This is a genomic window from Acetivibrio sp. MSJd-27, from assembly GCF_018918095.1.
Lineage (GTDB): Bacteria > Bacillota > Clostridia > UMGS1840 > HGM11507 > HGM11507.
Window position 1 is genome coordinate 84891 of record NZ_JAHLPV010000001.1, and the last position, 22612, is coordinate 107502.

At 46.3% G+C, this 22612-nt stretch carries 16 protein-coding genes; 7 read left to right on the top strand and 9 right to left on the bottom strand.

The window, feature by feature from the left end; all coding sequences use genetic code 11:
* Window positions 1-324: 324 nt before the first annotated feature.
* Window positions 325-2934 carry a bifunctional acetaldehyde-CoA/alcohol dehydrogenase gene (adhE, locus tag KQI32_RS00395; protein ID WP_216423495.1) on the bottom strand — a complete coding sequence of 870 codons (2610 nt, stop codon included), beginning with the start codon at window positions 2932-2934 and terminating at the stop codon, window positions 325-327.
* A 367-nt stretch (window positions 2935-3301) separates the two neighbouring features.
* On the opposite strand from adhE, the gene KQI32_RS00400 reads away from it, so the two are divergent.
* The 4 genes from KQI32_RS00400 (at window position 3302) to KQI32_RS00415 (ending at window position 7584) form a co-directional block, all read left to right on the top strand.
* On the top strand, window positions 3302-4117 hold the full coding sequence (locus KQI32_RS00400) for a hypothetical protein (RefSeq protein WP_216423496.1): 816 nt from the start codon (window positions 3302-3304) through the stop codon (window positions 4115-4117).
* 85 nt (window positions 4118-4202) lie between these two features.
* Entirely contained in the window at window positions 4203-4799 is a 597-nt protein-coding gene (locus KQI32_RS00405; RefSeq protein WP_177691389.1) for a hypothetical protein, read from the top strand.
* Between the two features lie 195 nt (window positions 4800-4994).
* Window positions 4995-6215, top strand: coding sequence for a hypothetical protein (locus KQI32_RS00410; RefSeq protein ID WP_216423497.1), 1221 nt, complete (start codon window positions 4995-4997; stop codon window positions 6213-6215).
* A 139-nt stretch (window positions 6216-6354) separates the two neighbouring features.
* Window positions 6355-7584, top strand: coding sequence for a hypothetical protein (locus KQI32_RS00415; protein WP_216423498.1), 1230 nt, complete (start codon window positions 6355-6357; stop codon window positions 7582-7584).
* A gap of 110 nt (window positions 7585-7694) precedes the next feature.
* On the opposite strand, the gene KQI32_RS00420 is transcribed toward KQI32_RS00415, so the two are convergent.
* From KQI32_RS00420 to KQI32_RS00430, 3 genes are all read right to left on the bottom strand, one after another.
* Window positions 7695-9521 (bottom strand): ABC transporter ATP-binding protein, encoded by a 1827-nt coding sequence (locus KQI32_RS00420; RefSeq protein WP_216423499.1) that lies wholly within the window; start codon window positions 9519-9521, stop codon window positions 7695-7697.
* A complete protein-coding gene (locus KQI32_RS00425) occupies window positions 9521-11350 on the bottom strand; it encodes an ABC transporter ATP-binding protein (RefSeq protein ID WP_216423500.1) in 1830 nt (609 codons plus the stop codon). The genes KQI32_RS00420 and KQI32_RS00425 overlap by 1 nt, the downstream gene beginning before the upstream one ends.
* A gap of 465 nt (window positions 11351-11815) precedes the next feature.
* Window positions 11816-12070, bottom strand: a complete 255-nt coding sequence (locus KQI32_RS00430; RefSeq protein WP_177691410.1) for a helix-turn-helix domain-containing protein — start codon at window positions 12068-12070, stop codon at window positions 11816-11818.
* Window positions 12071-12224: 154 nt separating this feature from the next.
* Between KQI32_RS00430 and KQI32_RS00435 the strand changes: the two genes are divergently transcribed.
* Complete coding sequence (locus KQI32_RS00435; protein ID WP_216423501.1) at window positions 12225-12566, top strand: hypothetical protein; 342 nt, start codon at window positions 12225-12227, stop codon at window positions 12564-12566.
* Between the two features lie 111 nt (window positions 12567-12677).
* Here the strand turns inward: KQI32_RS00435 and KQI32_RS00440 are convergent, their stop codons facing one another.
* The 3 genes from KQI32_RS00440 to KQI32_RS00450 are packed head-to-tail and all read right to left on the bottom strand — an operon-like array spanning window position 12678 to window position 15503.
* Window positions 12678-13595: an AraC family transcriptional regulator gene (locus KQI32_RS00440; protein WP_216423502.1), complete on the bottom strand. Its 918-nt coding sequence runs from the start codon at window positions 13593-13595 to the stop codon at window positions 12678-12680.
* Between the two features lie 43 nt (window positions 13596-13638).
* Window positions 13639-14973, bottom strand: a complete 1335-nt coding sequence (locus KQI32_RS00445) for an alpha/beta fold hydrolase (protein ID WP_216423503.1) — start codon at window positions 14971-14973, stop codon at window positions 13639-13641.
* Window positions 14970-15503 carry a GNAT family N-acetyltransferase gene (locus tag KQI32_RS00450; protein ID WP_216423504.1) on the bottom strand — a complete coding sequence of 178 codons (534 nt, stop codon included), beginning with the start codon at window positions 15501-15503 and terminating at the stop codon, window positions 14970-14972. The genes KQI32_RS00445 and KQI32_RS00450 overlap by 4 nt, the downstream gene beginning before the upstream one ends.
* 164 nt (window positions 15504-15667) lie before the next feature.
* Here KQI32_RS00450 and KQI32_RS00455 point away from each other — a divergent pair, with 164 nt between their 5' ends.
* Window positions 15668-16759 carry a metallophosphoesterase gene (locus KQI32_RS00455; protein WP_216423505.1) on the top strand — a complete coding sequence of 364 codons (1092 nt, stop codon included), beginning with the start codon at window positions 15668-15670 and terminating at the stop codon, window positions 16757-16759.
* A 224-nt stretch (window positions 16760-16983) separates the two neighbouring features.
* On the opposite strand, the gene coaBC is transcribed toward KQI32_RS00455, so the two are convergent.
* A complete protein-coding gene (coaBC, locus tag KQI32_RS00460) occupies window positions 16984-18183 on the bottom strand; it encodes a bifunctional phosphopantothenoylcysteine decarboxylase/phosphopantothenate--cysteine ligase CoaBC (RefSeq protein WP_216423506.1) in 1200 nt (399 codons plus the stop codon).
* A 55-nt stretch (window positions 18184-18238) separates the two neighbouring features.
* Complete coding sequence (locus KQI32_RS00465) at window positions 18239-18817, bottom strand: hypothetical protein (protein ID WP_177691417.1); 579 nt, start codon at window positions 18815-18817, stop codon at window positions 18239-18241.
* Window positions 18818-19248: 431 nt separating this feature from the next.
* On the opposite strand from KQI32_RS00465, the gene KQI32_RS00470 reads away from it, so the two are divergent.
* A complete protein-coding gene (locus KQI32_RS00470) occupies window positions 19249-22443 on the top strand; it encodes a UvrD-helicase domain-containing protein (protein WP_216423507.1) in 3195 nt (1064 codons plus the stop codon).
* Window positions 22444-22612 lie beyond the last annotated feature (169 nt).

The following is a 22612-nucleotide window of genomic DNA, read 5'->3' on the forward strand; positions in this document are numbered from 1 at the left end:
CATTTTTCCGTGATGATACAATCCGCCGCGGAAAAATTCCATTCCGGGGCTATTCCCCTTATCAGATAATAAGACTTTTTTATAACATAGGAAATTGCGCGAAATCGTGCGCAATTGCATGTTTCAAAAAACAGCGTGCGAAGCGCGGCTGCGTTTTTCAGAATGAAAAACTTTTTTAAAAAAGAAAAACCCGGCATCAGCTTAAACTGTGTGCCGGGTTTTCTATATAAGAAAATATGTGATTGGCATATAACGAATGAAATGCTTTCGGTTAACTAACTAAAGTTGCCTGAAAAGAACACAAAGCGGAAAGCAAGCTTGTTCTTATTTTCCGTAGTATACCTTCAGATACATTTCCTTAATCTCACTCATCAGAGGATATCTCGGATTCGCACCTGTGCACTGGTCATCAAACGCCTGCTCCACCATCTCATCCAGCGTTGCCAGGAAATCTTTCTCATCGATGCCGTATTCCTTGATTGTCTTTTTGATACCGACTTTCGCTTTCAAATCTTCGATCGCTTTTAACAGGTTGTTGAACTTTTCTTCATCATTCTTTCCCTGGATGCCTAAGAAATCAGCACATTCACAGTATCTTTCCAAGGTATGGGGATACTGGTACTGCGGGAAAGTACCCATCTTTTTCGGACAGGGATTTGCATTGAACTTCATCACCTCGGTGATAAGCAGTGCATTGGCAACACCGTGGGGCAGGTGATGGAAAGCGCCCAGCTTATGTGCCATGGAGTGGCAAACACCCAGGAACGCATTTGCAAAAGCCATACCAGCCATAGTGGAGGCATCCGCCATTTTCTCTCTCGCTTTCGGATCGTTCGCACCGTTTTCATAAGCGGCCGGCAGATATGCGAAGATATTTTTCAGGGCTTTTAAAGCAAGACCATCCGTGTAGTCGGTTGCCATCATAGAAGCATATGCTTCCAGTGCGTGGGTCATCGCATCAATCCCCGATGCGGAGGTTAAGCCTTTGGGCATAGACATCATCATATCCGCGTCAATAATTGCCATGTTCGGCATCAGCTCATAGTCAGCCAACGGATACTTCACACCGCTTTTTTCATCGGTAATAACGGCAAAAGGCGTACACTCGGAACCGGTACCTGCAGAGGTCGGGATTGCGATAAAATATGCTTTCTCACCCATTTTAGGGAACGTATAAACCCTTTTGCGGATATCCATGAAACGCATTGCCAGATCCATGAAGTCCACTTCCGGATGCTCATACATTACCCACATAATTTTTCCGGCATCCATTGCGGAACCGCCACCGATTGCAATGATACAGTCAGGCTGGAAAGCACGCATAGCAGCTGCTCCTTCTTTTGCACAGGCCAGTGTCGGATCCGGTGCAACATCGAAGAAAGTGGTGTGGGTGATGCCCATTGCATCCAGTTTATCTGTAATATTTTTCGTATAACCGTTATTATATAGGAAAGAGTCGGTAACGATGAAGGCTTTCTTTTTGCCCATCACGTTTTTCAGCTCATCCAAAGCTACCGGAATGCAGCCTTTTTTAAAGTATACTTTCTGAGGTGCTCTGAACCAAAGCATATTCTCTCTCCTCTCAGCGACTGTTTTGACATTTAACAAATGTTTTACTCCTACGTTCTCGGAGACAGAATTGCCCCCCCAGGAACCGCAGCCCAGTGTCAGAGACGGTTTTAAACGGAAGTTGTACAGATCACCGATACCACCGTGAGAGGATGGAGTATTGATAAGAATACGGCAGGTTTTCATCATCGCCTGGAATTTTTCAATTTTTTCGCTTTCCGTTACCGCGTTGACATACAGGGAGGAAGTATGTCCATAGCCCCCGTCGGAAACCAGTTTATCCGCTTTTGCAAGTGCATCCTCAAAGTTTTTCGCCTTGTACATCGCCAAAACAGGAGACAGTTTTTCATGAGCGAATTCTTCTTCCAGCTCTACGCTTTCCACTTCGCCAATTAAAATCTTTGTATCTTCAGGCACCTTTACCCCTGCCAAGCTGGCAATGGTATAAGCAGACTGACCTACGATTTTCGCATTCAGAGCGCCATTTATCAAAATCGTTTTTCTGACTTTTTCCGTCTCATCTTTTTTCAGGAAATAGCATCCGCGGTCAGCGAATTCTTTTTTCGCCTGTACATATACTTTATCCAGAACAATAACAGACTGCTCGGAAGCACAGATCATACCGTTGTCAAATGTTTTGGAATGAACAATCGAGTTAACAGCCATGGTGATGTCAGCCGTATCGTCAATAATCGCCGGTGTGTTGCCCGCGCCGACGCCCACCGCCGGTTTGCCGGAAGAATAAGCTGCCTTCACCATGCCGGGGCCACCGGTTGCCAGGATGATGTCCGCGCTCTTCATCAGTTCATTGGTCATCTCCAGAGAGGGAACGTCAATCCATCCGATGATTCCTTTGGGCGCACCGGCTTTGACTGCCGCTTCCAGAACAACCTTTGCCGCCTCAATCGTACAGCCCTTCGCACGGGGATGAGGGCTTATAATAATACCGTTTCTGGTCTTCAAGCAAATCAAAGATTTGAAGATTGCCGTCGAGGTTGGGTTTGTGGTCGGGATAACCGCCGCAACCACACCGATCGGCTCCGCAATTCTTTTATACCCTGCAGCGGTATCCTCTTCCAAAACGCCGCAAGTCTGTGTATTTTTATACGCGTTGTAAATATACTCGGATGCATAATGGTTTTTAATAACCTTATCTTCCACAACGCCCATGCCTGTCTCTGCTACTGCCATCTTTGCCAGCGGGATTCTCTGCTTGTTGGCAGCCATTGCCGCTTCGAAGAAAATTTTATCAACCTGTTCCTGTGTATAGGTTGCGAAAATTCTCTGCGCTTCCCGGACTTCTTCAATTTTTGCAATCAAAGCGTCCAGATTGTCCACTACACCTTTCAACTCTTTGTTCGCCATAATAATTCCTCCAATTTTGAAAATCACATATTTCTTAAATTGTATTACAAAGTAAGTTTGTTAACTTATTAACAATTGTATTATACCAGATTGTTAATTATTTATCAAGCGTTTTCCTACAAATATTATAGATAATATTTCACAAATGGTTACATTATGTTTTGTGCAAATTGTATAATTCGGAATGCTTTTTCTGATTTTCCAAAGAACAAAGCATCGAAATGGTCTGAAAATATGTCGAAAAAAGTGGTAAAATCACTGTTGATTTTCAAATAATCCCCTGTTAATATATAGGTGAAACATGTTTCAATTATATTTCATAAACCCCAACATTTTACAACCTGCAACAAATGAAAGGATGGTTATCATGAAAAACATGAAAAAATCGTTAGGCCTGGTTCTCATTTTTACAATGTGTTTCACCTCGGCAGTCTTTGCTGTGGATACAGCGGATACAGCAAACTTGGAAAATGAATATTTACAAGCAATTTTAAACGAGATTAAGGAGCAGGGCGGTTACTCTGACGAAGAGATGGCAACCGCGGAGATTATTTCCGGAAGCAGCGCCCAGCAAGCCAGTCTGTATAGTACGAGTACGGAAAGTCCTTTGATTGAGGATGCGGCTTTAAAAATTGAAACAGTGGAAGATAATATAATAAAATCTGATTATATTATTCCATATAAAATTGATGAAGATGGTACACTAGTAAACAGTTTTGAATTGATCTCAAGGTCACCCGATATTAGTTTTGATGGAAATATCAGTTTAGTCGATGCTACTATTTTTTCTACAGCATATTGGCAGCATAGGGTATGGACACAAAATAATCCGTCTAATGTTTATCATCATATAGGTATAACCGCTAGATGGGTATCATCTAGTCCAAGAGTATATATAGACAACTTAGAAGTTGGGTATGAAACAAATGGTATAAAAACAAACTTTAATACAGGTGTAATTTCAAATATAGAACTTAATAAAGTCAGTAAAATTTTTGAAGTTGCTCCTGTGGCCGGAACACTGTATAGCGATTGGGAACATCAAATGGCGAGTGATGAAGGTGTGGTACTTACCGATGCCTTTCGTCATAAAGGGATCCAATATATAGAAGTAAACTATGCAGTAGATGGAAAGATGCAACCGTTCAAAAGACAAATGTGGACGTTATACTCTAAGATATAATGAATAAAGCGCCGTCCACATGCTCCATCGCGCTCACCGTATCTTACCGCAATGTGCGATAACGGAACAGAAAGAAGGGGATAGAATGAATAAGCGCCGTTTCCTGCGAATCACGATAATCGCTGTCTGCCTTATAACAGCGGCGGCGCTCCTGACCGTCATCCATCGGTCTCTTAATTCTTATCAGGACTTTGCCGAGACTGTAACGGACGGTAAGGGCAACTATCATTTTCGCAGTCTAAAGATGGGGATGAGCCTGGAAGAGATCATCCAAAGCGAACAGCTTGACCGGGAGCGCTTGTTGTACTGGCCGGAAAAAAATGCCGAACATCCTCCAACCTACATTCAATACATGGTTCCCATCTATTTTGAGAGCCTGAACACCGCTTTTTACTGTATTTACTATTTAAAAAGCGATTATTTGGTAATGGTTGAATATTCCGCTTCCTTCGACAAGGAAGAGAGCTTTCAGGAAGCCTGCAGCCACATCATCCGCTTTGCGGAGAGATGGCTTCCCAAGAATCCATCGAACGGCTCAATGGGACTGACGATTCCAAGGGAGGGCAAGCTGCTCAGCGCGCCCCAGTGGGAGGATACCGATCCGTCAGGCAACCGTCTGTCGATTCTGATGCAGGACAGAACAGCAGATGCAGCGGCCTCCATACGGGTCATTTTTCAGTAGCATCCTCTGGATGCATTGATGTTTATGGATGGATATTCCGCAGCCGAATTCAAAGAGTGCCGCAAAAACTTTTATTCTTGCGGCACTTTATTGTTTGTCTATTTCGCATTGATTTTACAGATAGAAACAGTTCATATAAGGATAAGAACGGCATTGTCTTCAAACCGTGATTTTAACGGAAGGAGTGTTCGCATTATGCGCAGATCATCCCTATCTTTTCTTTTGATTGTCACACTGGTTACATCTTGCCTATCCCTCTCCGGCTGCGGAAAGGTAGATAGGGAATACCGGGCTTTTTATAACAGCCTTGTCAATAAAGACGGAAATTTCCGTTTTCGGGGAATGGAGCCTGGAACCAGTCAGAAGGATATCATTCAAATGGAGGGCATCGACGGGATAGAAGGCGAGGATATCACCTCCAAAGACAGCACTGGTCTTTTTCGCTGTCTCGTTCCGGTACAGTTCCCCTGCTTTTCTTTTGATCTGTATCGGGATTACAAAACGGCAACTCATATCCCCTCACGGGACGGCGGAAGATTGGACGGATTTTTGACAAGCGGCAGCTACCTTGCCTTTTTTGAACAGGAAGAGGATTTCACGGCGGCATGCCGGCAGATTTCCGCCTTTCTGAAAGAGCATTTTCCAACGGGAACTTCCTTTGAAGGGCTGGATCAAATCCCGGAGCCGGAGCAGCGGATCCTCTCTCCTCAATGGCAGACGGAGGCGGAGGACGGCAGCCGGCTTCTGGTCACCTTTCAAAACAGGGTTTCGCCGATAAATCCCAACCGTGCTCCTGCTTTCTGCTCCATTCGGATAGAGGTTTCCTATCAAAACCTCGCAGAGTCATCGATGGAAGACTATCAGGAATTTTATCAGGCTTTAAGCAATCGGGAGGGTAATTTCCGTTTCCGTGGAACAGAACCGGGACAGACCTATGAAGAACTGATCGCTTCCTTTGAAAAAGAGGGGTATGGAAAAGATGTGCTTACCCCCTTCGATCTTTTTGTCAGCTGCACCGTTCCGGACAGCTTCCCTTGCTTTGACTTTTCTCTATATAAAAGATATCATATGGATGAATCTTCCAACTCCATAAATGGTAAAACAGATTGGACGACGAAGGATTCTTTGACGGGAGGATCGTATCTTTCCAGTTTCTATCGGGAAGAGGACTGGATTGCGGCATGCCGGCAGATCATTACCTTTCTGAAAGCAAAATTTCCGGGAGGAGTTTCCTTCGAAGAATTGGAACACACACCGGATCCTGAAAAATTAATGTCTCCGCAATGGGAAATAGAAGGAGCCGATGGAAGCAAGATTAGCGTTACCTTTCAAAATAAAAATATGGATCATCCTCTGAATAAAGCGCCGTCCACATGCTCTATCATGATCACAGTATATTACCGTAATATGAATTAACGGCTTACAGCGTACTATGAAGCGAAAATTTCATAGTGCGCTGTACTTTTCATTGACTTTACAGATAGAAACAGTTCATATAAGGATAAGAACGGCATTGTCTTCAAACCGTGATTTTAACGGAAGGAGTGTTCGCATTATGCGCAGAGCATCCCTATCTTTTCTTTTGATTGTCACATTGCTTTTCTCCTGCCTTTCCCTCTCGGGATGCGGAAAGGTGGACGGGGAATACCGGGCTTTTTATGACAGCCTTGTGAATAAAGACGGAAATTTCCGTTTTCGGGGCACGAATCCGGGGGACAGCCAGGACAGCATTTTTCAGGCAGAAGGGCTCAGCGGCACGATAGATGAGGATGTCAGTATTATGGACAGCACCGGCCTTTTCTACTGTTACCAGCCGGTACAGTTCCCCTGCTTTTCGTTCGATCTGTATCGGGATTACCGGACGCCGCTTCATACGCCTTCCACTGTAGATGATTTTAGATATAACAGTTCCATGACAAGCGGAAGCTATACCGCCTTTTTTGAACAGCAGGAGGAGTTTACGGCGGCGTGCGGACAAATCACTGCCTTTCTGAAAGAGCATTTTCCAAAGGGAACTTCCTTTGAAGCCCTGGAGCAAATCCCGGAACCGAAACAATTCATCTCCGCCCCCCAATGGCAGGCGGAGGCAAGGGACGGCAGCCAGCTTCTGGTCACCTTTCAGAATAAAATTTCTCCTCAGTCGAATAACAAAAAGCATATGGTATCCCAGATTCCTCCCTGCGGTTTTATCCGGCTGGAGGTTTCCTACCGCAAGCTTACGGAATCTTTCACAAAAGATTACCAGGAATTTTATCAGGCTCTGGTTAACTCGGAGGGCAATTTCCGCTTCTGCGGTACCGAATCGGGACAAACCTATGAGGCGCTGGCCGCCTCTTTTGAAGAAAAGGGATACGGGAGAGACGCTCTTGCCCCCTTTAGCGATATGTTTCGCAGCAAAATTCTTGACATTTTCCCCTGTTTTCCTTTTTTCTTCTCCGAAAATTACTGGATGGATACCTCCGTCAACCTGGAAAACGGCAAAGCGAAATCACAGACGGAGGATTCTCTGTCCGGCGGATGGTACACCAGCTTTTTCTATCGCGAGGAGGACTGGGCGGAAGCATGCGGGCAAATAACCGATTTTTTGAAAGTAATGTTTCCGGAAAGGGGATCCTTTGAAACTCTGTATCATCTTCCCGAAACGGAAGAATGGAATGAGGAATGGCGGGTGGAAGCCCCCGATGGAAGTCAGCTTTCCGTCGATTTTCAAAATAAGGAACGGTATTATCATCCTTATTTGAACTTTATAGAAAGTTCCCGGATTCAAATCACGGTGTTCAATTGACGGCAACCAGCGAGCTGTAAAATCTTTTCTTTTCAGCTCGGCGGGTTCCGAATACATAGAATGTCCAAGGTATCAATACCTTGGACATTCTGCATGTTACGTCTCTGTTTTTACCGCAGCACCTGCATCGCCGCTTCCTCCGCAAACTGTTTGGAATACAGCTCAAAGTAGGCGCCCCGTTTTTTCATCAGCTCCATATGCGTTCCCTGTTCGACAATTCTGCCGTCCTTCACCACCAGAATCAAATCCGCTTGGCGGATGGTGGAAAGACGGTGAGCGATCAGGAAAGAGGTACGGTTTTTCAGAAGGTTTCCGATGGCGTTTTGGATCAGCTGTTCGGTCTGCGTGTCGATGGAGGAAGTGGCCTCGTCGAGCACAAAGATCCGCGGATCCGCCAGCACCGCTCTGGCAAAGGACACAAGCTGCTTTTCGCCGGTGGAAAGACAGTCTCCCCCCTCGCCTACATCGCTGTCATAGCCGTTTTCCAGGTTCGCCACCACCGTATCGGCAGAGACGCTTTTGGCAACCCGTTCGATATCCTCATCGGTTGCTTCCAGGTTCCCATAGCGGATATTTTCCCGCAGGGTACCGGAAAACAGATGGGGATTCTGGAGAACATAACCGATGTTGCTGTGAAGCCAAAGCTGGGAGCGCTCCCGGTAATCCCTGCCGTCAATCAGCACGCGTCCGCTGGTTGGTTCAAAGAAACGGCAAGCCAGATTCACCAGAGTACTCTTTCCCGCGCCGGTCTCCCCCACGATAGCCACATTGGTTCCCGCCGGAATTTTCAGGTTAAAGTGCTCCAGCACATACTCGTTGCCGTCCGGATACTTGAAGGAAACATCTTCAAATTCGATATCGCCCTTGATGGGTTCCCAGTTCTCCTTTTTGGGATGAAAGGAATCCCCGTATTTTTCGATCACCTCCGGTGTGTCGGTGATCTCCTCGGGCTTTTCCAGCAGACCGGAAACCCGCTCGATATTCGCCTGGGTCGCGATGACATTGGAGAAGGTTCTCGCCAGCTGTTGAATCGGCTCAAAGATACCCACCGCATAGGAGATAAAAGCGGAGAAGGTGCCGAATTGAAGCGCCTGATTCATCACCAGATATCCTCCTCTTGCCAGCACCAGCGCCGTGGCGATGGAGCTGAAAAACAGGATGGAGGGAATGTAGATAGCGCTCAGCTTATAGCCATGGAGCATGGTTTGATACATTTCCTTGGATTCCTTCTGAAATTCCCTCAGGTTCTTTTCCTCGATAACCAGCGTTTTGGAGGTTTTCGCCCCCACGATTCCCTCATTGTACGCGCCGGAGATCCGGGAATTCATTTTCCGGATCCGGCGGTTATTGTTGAGCAGTTTATTCTGAAAGAACACCGTGAGGATTGCGATCAAAGGCACCACAACAGCAATCAGAAGCGCCAGCTTCCCATTGAGCAGGAACATGGAGATGAATACGCCGACCACATAGGCCAACGCCCACAAAATGTCCACCAAGCCCCAGGCAATCATACTGCCGATCCGCCCGGTATCGCTCATCACCCTCGCCAGCAGGTAGCCAACCGAATTTACATTGTAGAAGGAAAGGGAAAGCTTTTGCAGATGGACAAAGCTCGCCCGCTTCAGATCCCGCCCCACCTGCATCTCCACGCTCATCGCCTGGCGGGAGAAGACAATGACGATCCCCGTCTGTATCAGTACCAGCGCGGCATAGAACGCGATAAAGAAGCCAAGCTGTGAAAGGCTCCCCTCCATGATAAAGCGGTCCACCGCATACCGCTGAAACAACGGGAAAATGACATCAATCCCCGCCGACCCCAGCATCAGAAGCACAATGGACAGCAACAGCCAGCGGTAAGGCTTGAAAAACGGCAGCATTTTTGCCCAAATTTTTATGTCAAGGGATTTTTTTGACTGCGTTTCCTCATAGAACGCCATTATTCTCCCTCCTTTTCTGTCAGCAGCTTATCCTGCTGGTTCATCTGAATATCATAAATCTTTTTATAGATTCCATCCTGTTTCACCAATTGCTCATGGGTGCCCATTTCCTCGATCTGTCCGTTTTCCATGACCAGAATCTGATCCGCCTGCATCAAGGTGGTGATGCGGTGTGATATCAGGATCACGGTGGAATCGCCCAGATTATCCTGCAGGGCGCGGCGGATCTGGGAATCCGTCTCGGTATCCACTGCGGACAGGGAATCGTCAAATATCATGATGGGGGCTTTCTGCATCAGCATGCGGGCGATGGCTACCCTCTGCTTCTGGCCGCCGGACAGGGTGACCCCCCGCTCCCCGACAATGGTGTCGTAGCCGTTGGCGAAATTCAGAATGGAGCGATCCACACAGGCAACCCGTGCCATCCGCCGGATATCCTCCTCGGAGGCTTCCGGACAGCAGACGGCAATATTCTCCCGAATGGTTTTGGAGAACAGGAACGGCTCCTGAAGCACCATCCCGATATTGCCGCGCAGCCAATCCCGGCGGATATGCCGGATGTCCACACCGCCGATGGTGATCCTTCCGCAGCCGTCCGGCAAATCATAGAGCCGGTTCAGCAGATGCATCAAAGTGGACTTTCCAGAACCTGTGCCGCCCAGAATGGCAAAGGTTGAGCCCTTCCTGATGGTAAAATCAATATTTTTAAGGACTGGCTTAGCCCCCTCATAGGTATAGCTGACATGCTCGAAAACGATATCCTCGGTGAGCGGCGGGGTGATATCGTCCGGATTGTCCCGTTCCTCCTCCGCCTGAAAGATATAGTTGATACGGGACAGGGATACCCCTGTTTTACTCATCTCGGAAAGAATCCGTCCCAGACCGCGGATCGGCCAGATAAGAGTCGTATTGTAAGAGATGAAAACCAGGAATTCTCCCAGCGTGATATTCCCGTGAACCGTCTCCACCGTGCCCAGGGCAATGATGGTGAGAATCTGCAGGCCGGTGATCAAATCGCCGATGCCCCAGTAAGAGCCCAGCACATAGCCCAGCTTAATCCACAGGTTGGAAAACCGGTTATTCTTCTCATCAAACCGATCAATTTCATATTTTTCCCGCCCAAAGGCCCTTACTACCCGAACGCCCGTCAAATTCTCCTGTACCCCTGCGGAGAGCTCCCCCTCCGCCTCGTCCGCCACCTTGAACTTCTTGCCAATTTTGGCGTAAAAAATGCCGGAATACGCGATGATAATGGGAATGAATACCAGCGCCGTCAAAGACATTTTCACGTTCATGGTGAACATGATGCTAAGGGCAAACACAATCAAAAAAATGGTGCGTATGATATCCAAAAATTGATTGGCAATAAAGTTGCGGATTAGATCCACATCCATCGTGCACCGCTGGATGATATCCCCCGTCTGATGCCGCACATGCCACCGAAACGGCAGCTTCTGAATATGGCTGTAAAGCGCGTCCCGCATCCTGCGGATCATGCCTTCCGCACCTTTCGCGTTGATGGTGATCCGGATGTATGTGCAAAGCCCCGACAGAATCGAAAACAGCAGGATAAATCCTGCACACCATAGAAGATTCGTCCGGAACAGCTCCCGCACAGCGTTGAGATCCACTTTTTCCGCAAAGAACGCCGGCAGGGAAAACGGTTTGTCGCCTATCACCGAGTCAACCGTAATCCGGATGACCTGAGGCGTTAGAAAATCAAACACTGTGCCAAACATAGAGGCGATAAACGCAATCACAAAATAGTGTATTTTTCCTTTGGAAAACCGCAGAAGCAAACCGACACGCGGAAATTTCTGCTGAATCATTTTTGTCCCCTCCTTTGTTGAAAAACGTTATGCTCCTGATAGAATCTTTTTCCTGTTTTGACTTGACCTTTTTCCCTTTGAAAAAAATGCCCCTCCCCATTGTCTTCTTCTGTCTGCCGCGGAGGACAGAGAGGCGGACGGAGAAGAGGCGTTTTTCACAACGAAAAAAGCGCCCCCGAACCTTCAGAGGCGCTGTCTGTACCCTTTCTTTGGACGGCAAAGAAGCCCGTCTATCTGGACGCAGGCAAAATCCCTCTGAATGGTATCTGGCTATTGCCATAAAAATTACCGTGATTCATTCTCTTTTTCATTTTGCCTGCCTCCTTTCTTTCCAAATTTGTATCTTTTTCTATCAAGAACGTGTGGCTATTCTAACATAGATATGCTTTCCATGTCAAGAAAATTTTTCTATTTCTGCATTACATTTTTGTTACAGTAATAAATATCTTTTTTGCTGTAAATACATTACTCTTCTCTAGGACTAGGCGAAAGTCCCCTGAAGAAGTCTTCATAATTGACGTTAAGAATTTGTTTAAACAATATGAGGTCACTGACAAAAATATTTCTTCTGCCTTGTTCAATATGAGCATATTGAGCACGTGACATAGAACGGCCTGCTAACTGTAATTTAACCGCCATATCGTTTTGGGATAAATTTTTCTTTTCTCTCAATTTCTTTAAATTAGCACCAATATTAACGTCCTGTAAGAATTTTTGCATGATTAACCCCTCCATCAAGATACCAATTAGTATCTTTTTCTTGATTGTATCAGCAAAAAGATGTATAATTAGATACTATGTAGTATCACAAAGAGGCATATTTTTATTATGCATTTTGAGACAAATAAATATTTAACAATAAGGAGGAAAAAAATTGAAAAAAGTTTTCTTTTTAACGCATAGTCCAATCTCAGAACAAGAAGCAAGAAAAATATGTGAACGACTCATTCAACAAGGTTATTTGTATTTTATCTGTTATGCAAAAAATTCAACAGACATTTTAATACTTCAAATTCTAAAACAATTAAAGAAAAAAGGGTATAAGCTCCGAATTGAGTTGGTTTGCTCAGACGCAAATCTGAAATTTTCATTGAATGGTAGAGAGAGATTATATCATGACTGCAACGAGTTTTGTTTAATAGATAATGTATCAAATAATATAGAAGATCAGATAAAATATCTCGCATATAGAGCGAATTTAGTATATGAAATATAATTATTAGAAAACCAGAAATTAATATATTAAAACACGAAACGCCAGAGAGCATATTGCTCTCTGGCGTCAATTTTTCTAAAAACTTGGTAAGCACCTACTTGCTGTCCATTCTTACTGCACGCTTTCCCTTCCGAAAACATCCATTTTAAACTGCGCCCTTCTGCGGTATTCGCTGGGCGTCATATGATAAAGCTTTTTGAAATTCCGGTCAAAAGATGTTGCGGAATTATGACCTGTCTGAAACACAATCTGCATAACCGGCAATTCGGTTGATTTGAGCATCACCGCCGCCATACGTATCCGTATCTGGCTTAAATATTCATAGGGAGTCAGATTCATCACTTCCCGAAATACCCTTCTGAAATGGGTGGGACTTAGAAAACAGAGAGAAGCCAGCTGTTCGATTGTGATTTCCTCCCCATAATTGTGACAGATGTGGGTAAGCGCCGGGGCAATCATCTGATATTGCTTATCGCTCCCCTCTTTGATCTCTCTGCCGTCTTTCTCCGCATCGATACGGGCAATCTTTAAAAACAGCACCCAGAGCAAAGACTTCACAACCGCCTGGTAATCCTGCTTCTGTCTTTGCATTTCCTCCACAATCATCTTCATCAGCTCGGACGCATCTCCATATTCCTTTCGGCTGATGATATTGGGAACACTGCTGTTAAAATAAAACAGCCGGCTGATATGCGGATCCAAGCTGATATCGATGGAAGAAAACAGCCTTTCCACATCCACGCCGATATACACCCACTGGCTGGGACTGTCATCCGGGCTTTGTGCCACGTGCGGTTCCCCCTTTAAGACAAAAGACACATCCCCCGCGTTAAACCGGTAATCCCTGTCCTCCACATGAAAGATTCCGTTTCCAGAAAGGCACAGGCCGATTTCCAGCACATTGTGAAAATGGTAGATATCCGAATCGGACAGCATCTGCTCATATTCCCGATAATCCACCGGAAACAAAGGATCCATCTGAAGTTCAAAGAAATTGATTACATTTTTGAGCTCCTTCATAATCCGCATCGCTTCTCCTCCTTAACGGCTGTTTTTTCCGTGTGAAAAAGAGTTAGTGTTGGCGAATAAAAGCTGCAATGTCATCAATCACTTTCTGCTCCACATGTCCTTTGATATCGTACTCGGTAGTATCCTGCTTTCCGTTATTCGGCATGAACAGATGGTTTAATCCGTCATATAAACGAAACTGCACATTGTCTTTTCCAGCCAAAACCTGCTGCCAAAGCGGGTAATCCTTATCCGCATAAACCTGAAAATCTGCGCTTCCCTGCTGGATTAAGATGGGGATGGAAAGCGATTTTGCTATGCTCTCGGTATCAATTTCATTCAGGCTTAACCAATAAGCGGCCGGCATATTGAAAATCATATCGGCGGAGGCGCCTTTTTTCAGTTCCTTAATTTTCTGCACTTCCGCTTCAATTTCGCGCAGTGTTCTATCCTTCTGTGACTGGGACTGCTGGGTCTGATCCAACAGCATTTTATTTTGATCAAAGACGATGTCCTCCAAACGGCGGGGAGAGCCTGCCATGATCACCAATCCTGCGACAGCGGGGTTGTCCTGCGCAATTTTGGGCGCCAGCATGCCGCCCAGGCTGTGCCCCAAAACATAAATACGGCTGGTGTCCACAGAGGTGAGCGTTTGCGCATAGGCAACCGCGGCATTCACGTCATTGAGCACCTCATCCTGAATGGTAACCTGTTTGCCCAACTGCCGGAAGGTTTCCGGATAGGCATAATTGCGCTTGTCGTAGCGGATGGAAGCAATGCCCTGTTCCGCCAGCCCATGGGCCAGATCCTCGAAAGGCCTGTTGTCCGCCGCACCGACGCTTTCATTCAGATCCGTAGCGCCGGAACCATGAACAAACAGCACAACCGGAGGATTCTGTATTCCTTTCGGAAGCGTTAACGCACCGGTAAGCGGTTCCCCGCTGTCCCCGACTTTAATCTCCTGCTGGGTATACGTCTGCGTTTCCGTATTTAAGTTCCCGACGATGGATTTATAGTTCATATATAATGCTTTAATCTCGTAATTGGTATCGAAGGAAAAGGTCGCTGTCATACCGTTCTGCTCAAACTCGGAAACCAATAGAACCGTGGCGTTTTTCCCGTTTGATTCCACATCGGCGGATACAAAACGGACAAAGTCACCCAGCTTTTCACCGGTTTGTTCCCAAGCCTGCTGCAGGTTTGCCGCGCTCAGTTTAGAACGGCTGGAACGCTTGACCATATTTTCCACACCCGCAAAGTCTTTTTGGATAAACCGATTCATACAATCCTGGCTCAGGTTCCTGAGTTTTTCTTCCTCAAAGGCAAATTCCTGTTTTCCGCAGGAAGCCATTGCCGTAAGCATAATCAATGTCAAAAATAATACTAAGATTCGTTTCATTTGTCTTTCTCCAATTTGTCATATTCTTCTTTCAGCAGCGCAAACATTTGACTGTCCAGCAAAACGCCGTCTTTCACAACCGCTTTCCTATGGATGGCCTCCTTGAAAAATCCGGCTTTCAAAAGAACTTTTTCAGAGGCAAAATTTCCCTCAAAGACTTCCGCATAAATCCGGACAATATCCCTGTTTTGAAATGCCCAGCCGCTCAGTTCCTTCACAGCGGCCGTCATGATACCGTTGCCCCAGTAATCCTCTCCGAGCCAGAAGCCCAGTTCCGCGGATTTGCGGTAAACGTCCTTTCCAAACGTGAGCCCGATACAGCCGACTGCCTCCCCCGAGACGTCAATGGCTTTTGTAATCTGGTCTTCCGAAATTGACTCTTTGCAGACATTGATGAAAAATTCCGCGTCTTTTTTCGTGTAGGGCGATGGAAAAACATCTCTGAGTTTCTGTGCAATTTTCGGATTGTCCGCATTTTCTGCAAGGCTTTCCACATCGCTCCTTCTCCAGTCACGCAGTGTGAAAATCATGGCTCTGCCTCCGTTCTTGTCGTTTTTTTTATTATACAACATACCGGAATAAATGCAAAGCTTTTTCACAATCTTTTTCTGTTGTAACACGGGAACATTTTTAGTATAATATAAGTATCATAAATGGATAAGCATTAGAGAGTTCATTAAAATAGGGGGCTGCAATGGATAAAATAGTAAATGTTTTTCTGCCGGACACATGCAGGCTGGCTGTCATAAGCGATATTCACGGCAGTCTTTCTCTGCTTCGTCGGCTTTTGAGAAAAGTGGAACGCCGCCAGCCGGACTATCTCTTTCTGCTTGGCGATTTTATCGAAAAGGGAAAACAGGGGTTGGAAACCCTGCAGTTTATCCGCCGCCTTTCCAAATCCGGAAACGTGTATGCTCTTCGCGGAAACAATGACGGCGTACTGAATTATCTGCTCAATCCCCCTTCGCGAAAAAACGCTTTGGATTATATCGCCCGGAAGCCTTTTAATATTCTGTCGCAAATGGCTGCATCCCTTCAGCTTCCCGCTGTGACTTTGCAGAATTACAGGGATATCGCCGCAGAGATTGAAAGATGCTATGAGGAGGACATTGCATGGCTTTCCGGTCTGCCTCTGGCGTTCGAGACAGAACATTTTGTTTTTGTCCATGCTGGGATGGAAAACCGCAGCGACTGGCAAAACAGCTGTGAGGACAGTTTTCTCCGTATACCCTGGTTCCATACACAGCAAAATCCCACCGGAAAGTGGGTGATTGCCGGGCATTTTCCCACCTACAATTATCCTCAGTCTGCCCTCTCCTGTTCTCCCCTTATCGATTGGAAGAAAAAAATCATTTCCATAGACGGAGGGAATGAGACAAAAAACGGAGGGCAGCTGAACGCGCTTATCATCGATGGGAAAGATTCCTTTTCCTTTGAATGGGAGGACAGTTACCGAAAAGCGAAGGTTATCCGTTCTGTCCGCGGGAATTTGTCTGATTTCTCGCTGGTCAATTATGAATATCCGGAAATAGAGATCGTGGAACCGGGAAAATATTTTTCCAAATGCCGTTTTTCAAGAACCGGCAAAACCGGCTGGTGCAAAAATGAATCCATTCAGAAAGAAGGAAATGTTCTTTATTCCTATCGCAGTTTTTCAGACTTTGTCCCCCTTCGGAAAGGCGACATCATCTCGGTTGTCGACGGCACCTGCGCGGGATATGCTCTTGTAAGAAACGGAGATCTCAAACTGGGATGGGTACCGAAAAACAGCTATGAATTGCTCTGAAAGTATCTTATTTCCCTTTCATACGCAAAAAAGGACAGCCGGCAAGAGCTGTCCTTCTATGTATATTTTATCATCTGATATGCCGTGTACACACCCAGAGCGATGATAGCTGCCGAGAGCAGAAGCTTAACCCACATACCGATCCCTTCTTCCATCTTTCTTCCGGTATCAGCATATGCGGTCTGGTAAGAGGATGTGCAGATTTTATCTTTTCCGATCCTTGCTCAGATCTTTTTTTCTCTTTGACAAAGCAGAAAATCCAAAAGCTTCTCCGCAGTCTCCTCTTTGCTCATCAACGGCAAAGCATGTTCTTCCGCCTCGGTGATCAGAGTAACCACGTTGGTGTCCCCCTGAAAGCCAGCCCCTTCCACCTTCAGGTTATTGGCGGCAATCATATCCAGCTTTTTCTTTTCCAATTTCAGCCGTGAATTTTCAACAAGTTTTTCGGTTTCCATCGAAAAGCCGCAGATATACTGTCCCGGCTTCCGGTTTTCTCCCAGCCACTGCAAAATATCATCGGTCTTTTCCAGAAGGATTTCCATGGAAGCTCCCGCCTTTTTGATCTTTTCCTGTGCGGCATTTTTGGGACGAAAATCCGCCACAGCCGCTGCTTTTAAGATGATATCCTGCCCGCTGTAATGGTCTTTTACCGCTTCAAACATCTCTTTTGCACGTACTGTTTGAATGACCTTCACAAAAGGCGGCGGCGCAACCGAGGCATTTCCGGTTATCAGCGTCACTTCCGCCCCCCGCAGCATGCAGTTCTTCGCCAGCGCATAGCCCATCTTTCCGCTGGAGTGATTGGTGATATAGCGTACCGGATCGATGGCTTCACAAGTCGCGCCTGCCGTTACCAATACCTTGAGTCCGTCCATATCCTTTTCATGGGAAATCTCCCGTTCTATATAGGAAAACAGGGTTTCCTCCGAAGGCATTTTACCTGCCCCCACGTCATTGCAGGCCAGCCTGCCGACCGCCGGCTCAATCACCTCAAAACCGTATTTTATCAGAAGCTGCAGATTATCCTGGGTAATGGGATTCTGAAACATATTCGTATTCATTGCCGGAGACACCATCTTTTTGCAGGTACACGCCAAGACAGTGGTTGTCAGCATATCGTCACAGATGCCATGGGCAAGCTTGGCAATCACATTGGCGGAGGCCGGGGCAATCATAACCGCGTCCGCCCGCTTTGCCAGGGCTACATGTTCCACATTATACTGAAAATTCCGGTCAAACGTGTCTATCAGGCATTTATTTGAAGTCAATGTTTCAAAGGTAATCGGGTTGATAAAATGGGCGGCGTTTTTCGTCATCAGCACATGGACGTCACATCCCTGTTTTACCAGCATGCTGGCTAAATTCGCCGTTTTATATGCGGCGATGGAGCCGGTCACTCCCAAAAGTACTGTTTTTCCTTTCATCCGAAACGTCCTCCTTGTTTTCTTCTGTCTGTTTTGGTTTATTCCTTAAAAAAGCTTACTCCATCGATACAAAGTACAGATCCAGCTGATCAGCGGTGGAGGAACTATAAATTGATTTGGAAGCTTTCTCAAAGGTTAGATTTCTGTCGTTTGTCAGGACAATATAGCTGCTTTCCCTCTCTGCGTTTGGCAAAGTACCCTTTAATGCAACGCAGTATTTATAATAGCTGATATCCCTGTCGGCTGACAGCTTACGGAACAAATACCATTTGCCGTCGACCGGTATTTCAATCGTATCTCCTGTGCCCAGCTGATAGCCAAATTCCGTCCCGAAGTTAGATGTATTCTCCTCTGCTGGAATCTTGGGCAACTCTGTTTCAGCGGTTATCTGACCGTCCATAACACCGCAGCGGGCTTCTGTTTCACTCTCTTTTCCGGTGTCATAATACAGCTCTCCGTTCACATTAACCATCCGTACGCCTTGCCCTGTGTTTTCTTTGTTCTCCTGCGCGCCATCTGAGGATACATAAACCTGCGTAGGCCCATCTGCACCGCCGATGATTCCAATGCTTGAACTGGAACATCCCGTAAACAGCACGCAAACCGAGAATAAAAGCACTGCGATTTTATGCATTTCTATATACCTCCCGCATTATCTTTTTCATTTTAGGTTATTATACCACAACAACGAAGGCGGCGGAATGTCGCCGCAGTATTGTGATTCAATCGTTCTCCAAACCTCTTAACATTTTCAATGTTCTAGAGGTTTGTGAGGTTATTATACCATAAAAGCAACACTTTTTATGGTATAATTGTCCATGAGCTTCGGTTGTCCGGACTTGTTCCGGACGAGAAGCTTGGACATAGCTGTATAATATGCCCTGCGCATATTATACCATAATCTCACCTGAAGTAGCAAATCTTTTGAAGAAAAGATGGAAAGGTTGTCTTTTTGCGAAATGGAAATGCTTTTCATATGGATTTTGTTGCCAAAAGCGTTTCATCTTGTTATAATAAATTCATTCCGAAAACGATTTTAGGATTCCATTGAAAGGAGGAAATACCATGCTGATTGCTGATTTGCATATCCATTCCAAATATTCAAGAGCCACCAGCAAAGACTGTATACCGGAGCATTTGGATGTCTGGGCCAGACGGAAAGGGATCGATTTGGTAGGAACCGGCGATTTTACCCATCCAGCCTGGCGGGAAGAACTGAGAGAAAAACTCCAGCCCGCCGAGGAAGGGCTCTATTGCCTGAAAGCTCCTTATCGAATCGGAACGGACGGGAAACAACCTCGTTTTGTGATATCCGGAGAAATTAGTTTCATTTATAAAAAGAACGGAAAAGTGCGCAAAGTGCACAACCTGATTTTGCTGCCCGGTCTGGAAGAAGCGGAAACACTTGCAGTCCGTCTGGAAGCGATTGGAAATATACATTCCGATGGCAGACCGATCCTTGGACTGGACAGCCGTGATCTTTTGGAAATCACTCTGGAAGCATGTCCAAATGCCATATTCATTCCAGCACACATCTGGACCCCCCACTTTTCCCTTTTCGGTGCCTTTTCCGGATTTGACACCATCGAGGAATGCTTTGAAGATTTAACACCCCATATTCACGCTCTGGAAACCGGTCTTTCTTCCGATCCACCGATGAACTGGCGGCTTTCCGCACTGGACGGTTACCGGCTGGTATCCAATTCCGATGCCCATTCCCCCTCCAAGCTCGGACGGGAAGCTACCCTTCTGGACTGCGAGCTCTCTTATACCGGACTTTATCAGGCTCTGAACGGATCGGGAAAGGGATATGCGGGAACTCTGGAATTTTTTCCCGAAGAGGGAAAATATCATCTGGACGGTCATCGGAAATGCAATCTCTGCCTCACGCCTGGGGAAACGGAGGAAAACAACGGAAAATGCCCTGTCTGCGGCAAAAAGATTACGGTGGGAGTTCTTCACCGCGTCGAGCAGCTGGCAGACCGCCGGGAGGGCTTCCGCCCGCAGAGTGCCGGGCATTTTGAAAGCATCATTCCTCTTCCGGAGATCATCGCGTCCTGCTTTGGGGTTGGAGCCGCTTCCAAAAAGGTTCTCGCACAATATGAAACCATGCTGGAAAAATTGGGTTCCGAATTTGATATTCTGCGCCGGATTCCAACAGAGGATATCCGGCAAGCCGCCGGTCCTCTGATTGCGGAGGGAATTCTGCGCATGCGGCTGGGCAAAGTGGTTCTGGAACCAGGATATGACGGGGAATACGGAAAAATTAAGCTGCTGAATCAGGATGAAATCAATCTTCTGTCAGGACAAATCAGCTTTGCGCCGGAAACGGCCGGCAACTCTGAGAGAAAAAAGAGGAAGGGAAAGGCCATTGGAAAAACCGAATTTGCTTCCGCCCTTTCGCCGGAGCCGAAAAGCCAGCCTTCACAGACAGAAGGGCTAAATGATCGGCAAAGACTTGCCGTTCAATCGGAGACTTCCTCCATTGCTGTCATTGCCGGACCAGGAACCGGAAAGACAAAAACACTTGTTTCCCGCATCGTTTTCTGTATCCGGGAAAGAGGTGTGCTCCCCTCTGAAATCATTGCGGTAACCTTCACAAACAAGGCTGCCGAAGAGATGAGGAAACGTTTGAATCAGACACTTGGGAAAGAAACCGCGGATGAAATCACCATCGGAACCTTTCACAGCATCTGTCTGAAATTTCTAGCACAGCATGATAAGGCATTGCCTCTTATCGAACCATACTGCGCGCAAGCTGTGGCGGGAGAGGTGCTGCAGGCGCTTTCACAAAAAGGCTCCGCACAAAAGCTTCTGGATAAAATTTCTCGGATGAAAAACGGTTTGACCGATTCGGTTACAGAGCCGTTGGATAAGGCTTGTTCGCTTTATCAGCAGAAACTTTCACAATATGGAGTCATGGATTACGACGATGTACTGCTTCATGCACTGCGCTTGACAGAAGAAGGAGAAATGCCTTCGTGCCGCTATCTGTTAGTGGATGAATTTCAGGATATCAACGAACTGCAATATCGTTTGATCTGTGCCTGGGGAAAACAGAATATCTTTCTGATAGGAGATCCGGATCAGTCTGTCTATGGATTCCGTGGATCGGATACCGAATTTTTCAAGCGTTTTTTGGAAGAGCACCCTCAAACGCAACAAATTTGCCTTCTTGAAAACTACCGCTCCACACCTGAAATTTTGTCCTGTGCCCTTCCGGTTATCCAGAAAAATCCTGCATCCGGATATGAACGTTTTCTTACTGCCCGCAACAATCCTGGTGAACCCGTCCGGCTCGTCACATCGGAAAGCGATTTTTCCGAGGCAATCTATATTGCCAAAGAAATCAACCGAATGGTGGGCGGGGTTGACATGCTGGATTCTTCCCGACACAGTGACAACGGACACCGCTATGGCTTTTCCGATTTTGCCGTGCTGTACCGCACTCACCGTCAGGCGTCTGTCCTGGAAAAATGTTTAAAAAAAGAAGGCATTCCGTATACGGTATCCGGCAGAGAAGATTTTCTGGAGGAAGAATCCGTTAGAGGTATTTTAAGTTTCTTTTCTCACCTGCTTCATCCGGAGGATGTTCTTTCCCTGAAAGTATGTCTGAAAACGCTTATGGATGGTTCAGAGGATATGATACAACGTTTCCCCATTCATGTCTTTCGAGAGGTTCAGACAGCGGAGGAATGCTATCAAAAACTTCCTTTATCCTTCCAGGAGGATCGCGCCGTTGAGAAATGGCATCGGCTGGCAATACGTTATCTGCCCATGCTGGAACAGGAAAGAACGCAGAAGCTGATAGCGGGTTTTGCTGCGGAGCTTGCAATAGATGAGAACCCCTCTGTCGTCCGCCTGATAAATATGGCTTGTTTTTTTGAAGATCCGGCAGATTTTTTGCTCAATTTGAAACTGGGACGGGAAAGTGATCTCATCCGCAGCGGAACTGGATTTCACTCCTCCGACTCTGTTTCTCTGATGACATTGCATGGAGCAAAGGGCTTGGAATTTCCCGTGGTATTTCTGTGCGGGCTGAAACAGCCGTTTCTGCCCCTTAAAACCGCAAAAAATACAGCGGATACCGAGGAGGAGAGAAGGCTTTTCTATGTTGGAATGACAAGGGCACAGGAGAAGCTAATCCTTCTGACAAACGGAAGCCCTTCCCGTTTTCTGAAAGAAATTCCACTCCATTTACTAAAGGAAGAAAAGGCAAGCCAAGACGCAGCCGGTCCCCAGCAATTACGGTTCTTTTAGAAACCTTTTCCATAAGCATTAGGGAGTTGAACCCCATATGCCCTGCACATGTTAAATTTCCGCCTTTTCGGATTGTCAGCCTTGCTGCACCCTTACGCACCAAAAAAACGAATTGATCGAAAGATTCCTATGTGCAGGGTCGCAGAGTTTCCACGGAGCAAATTTTTTG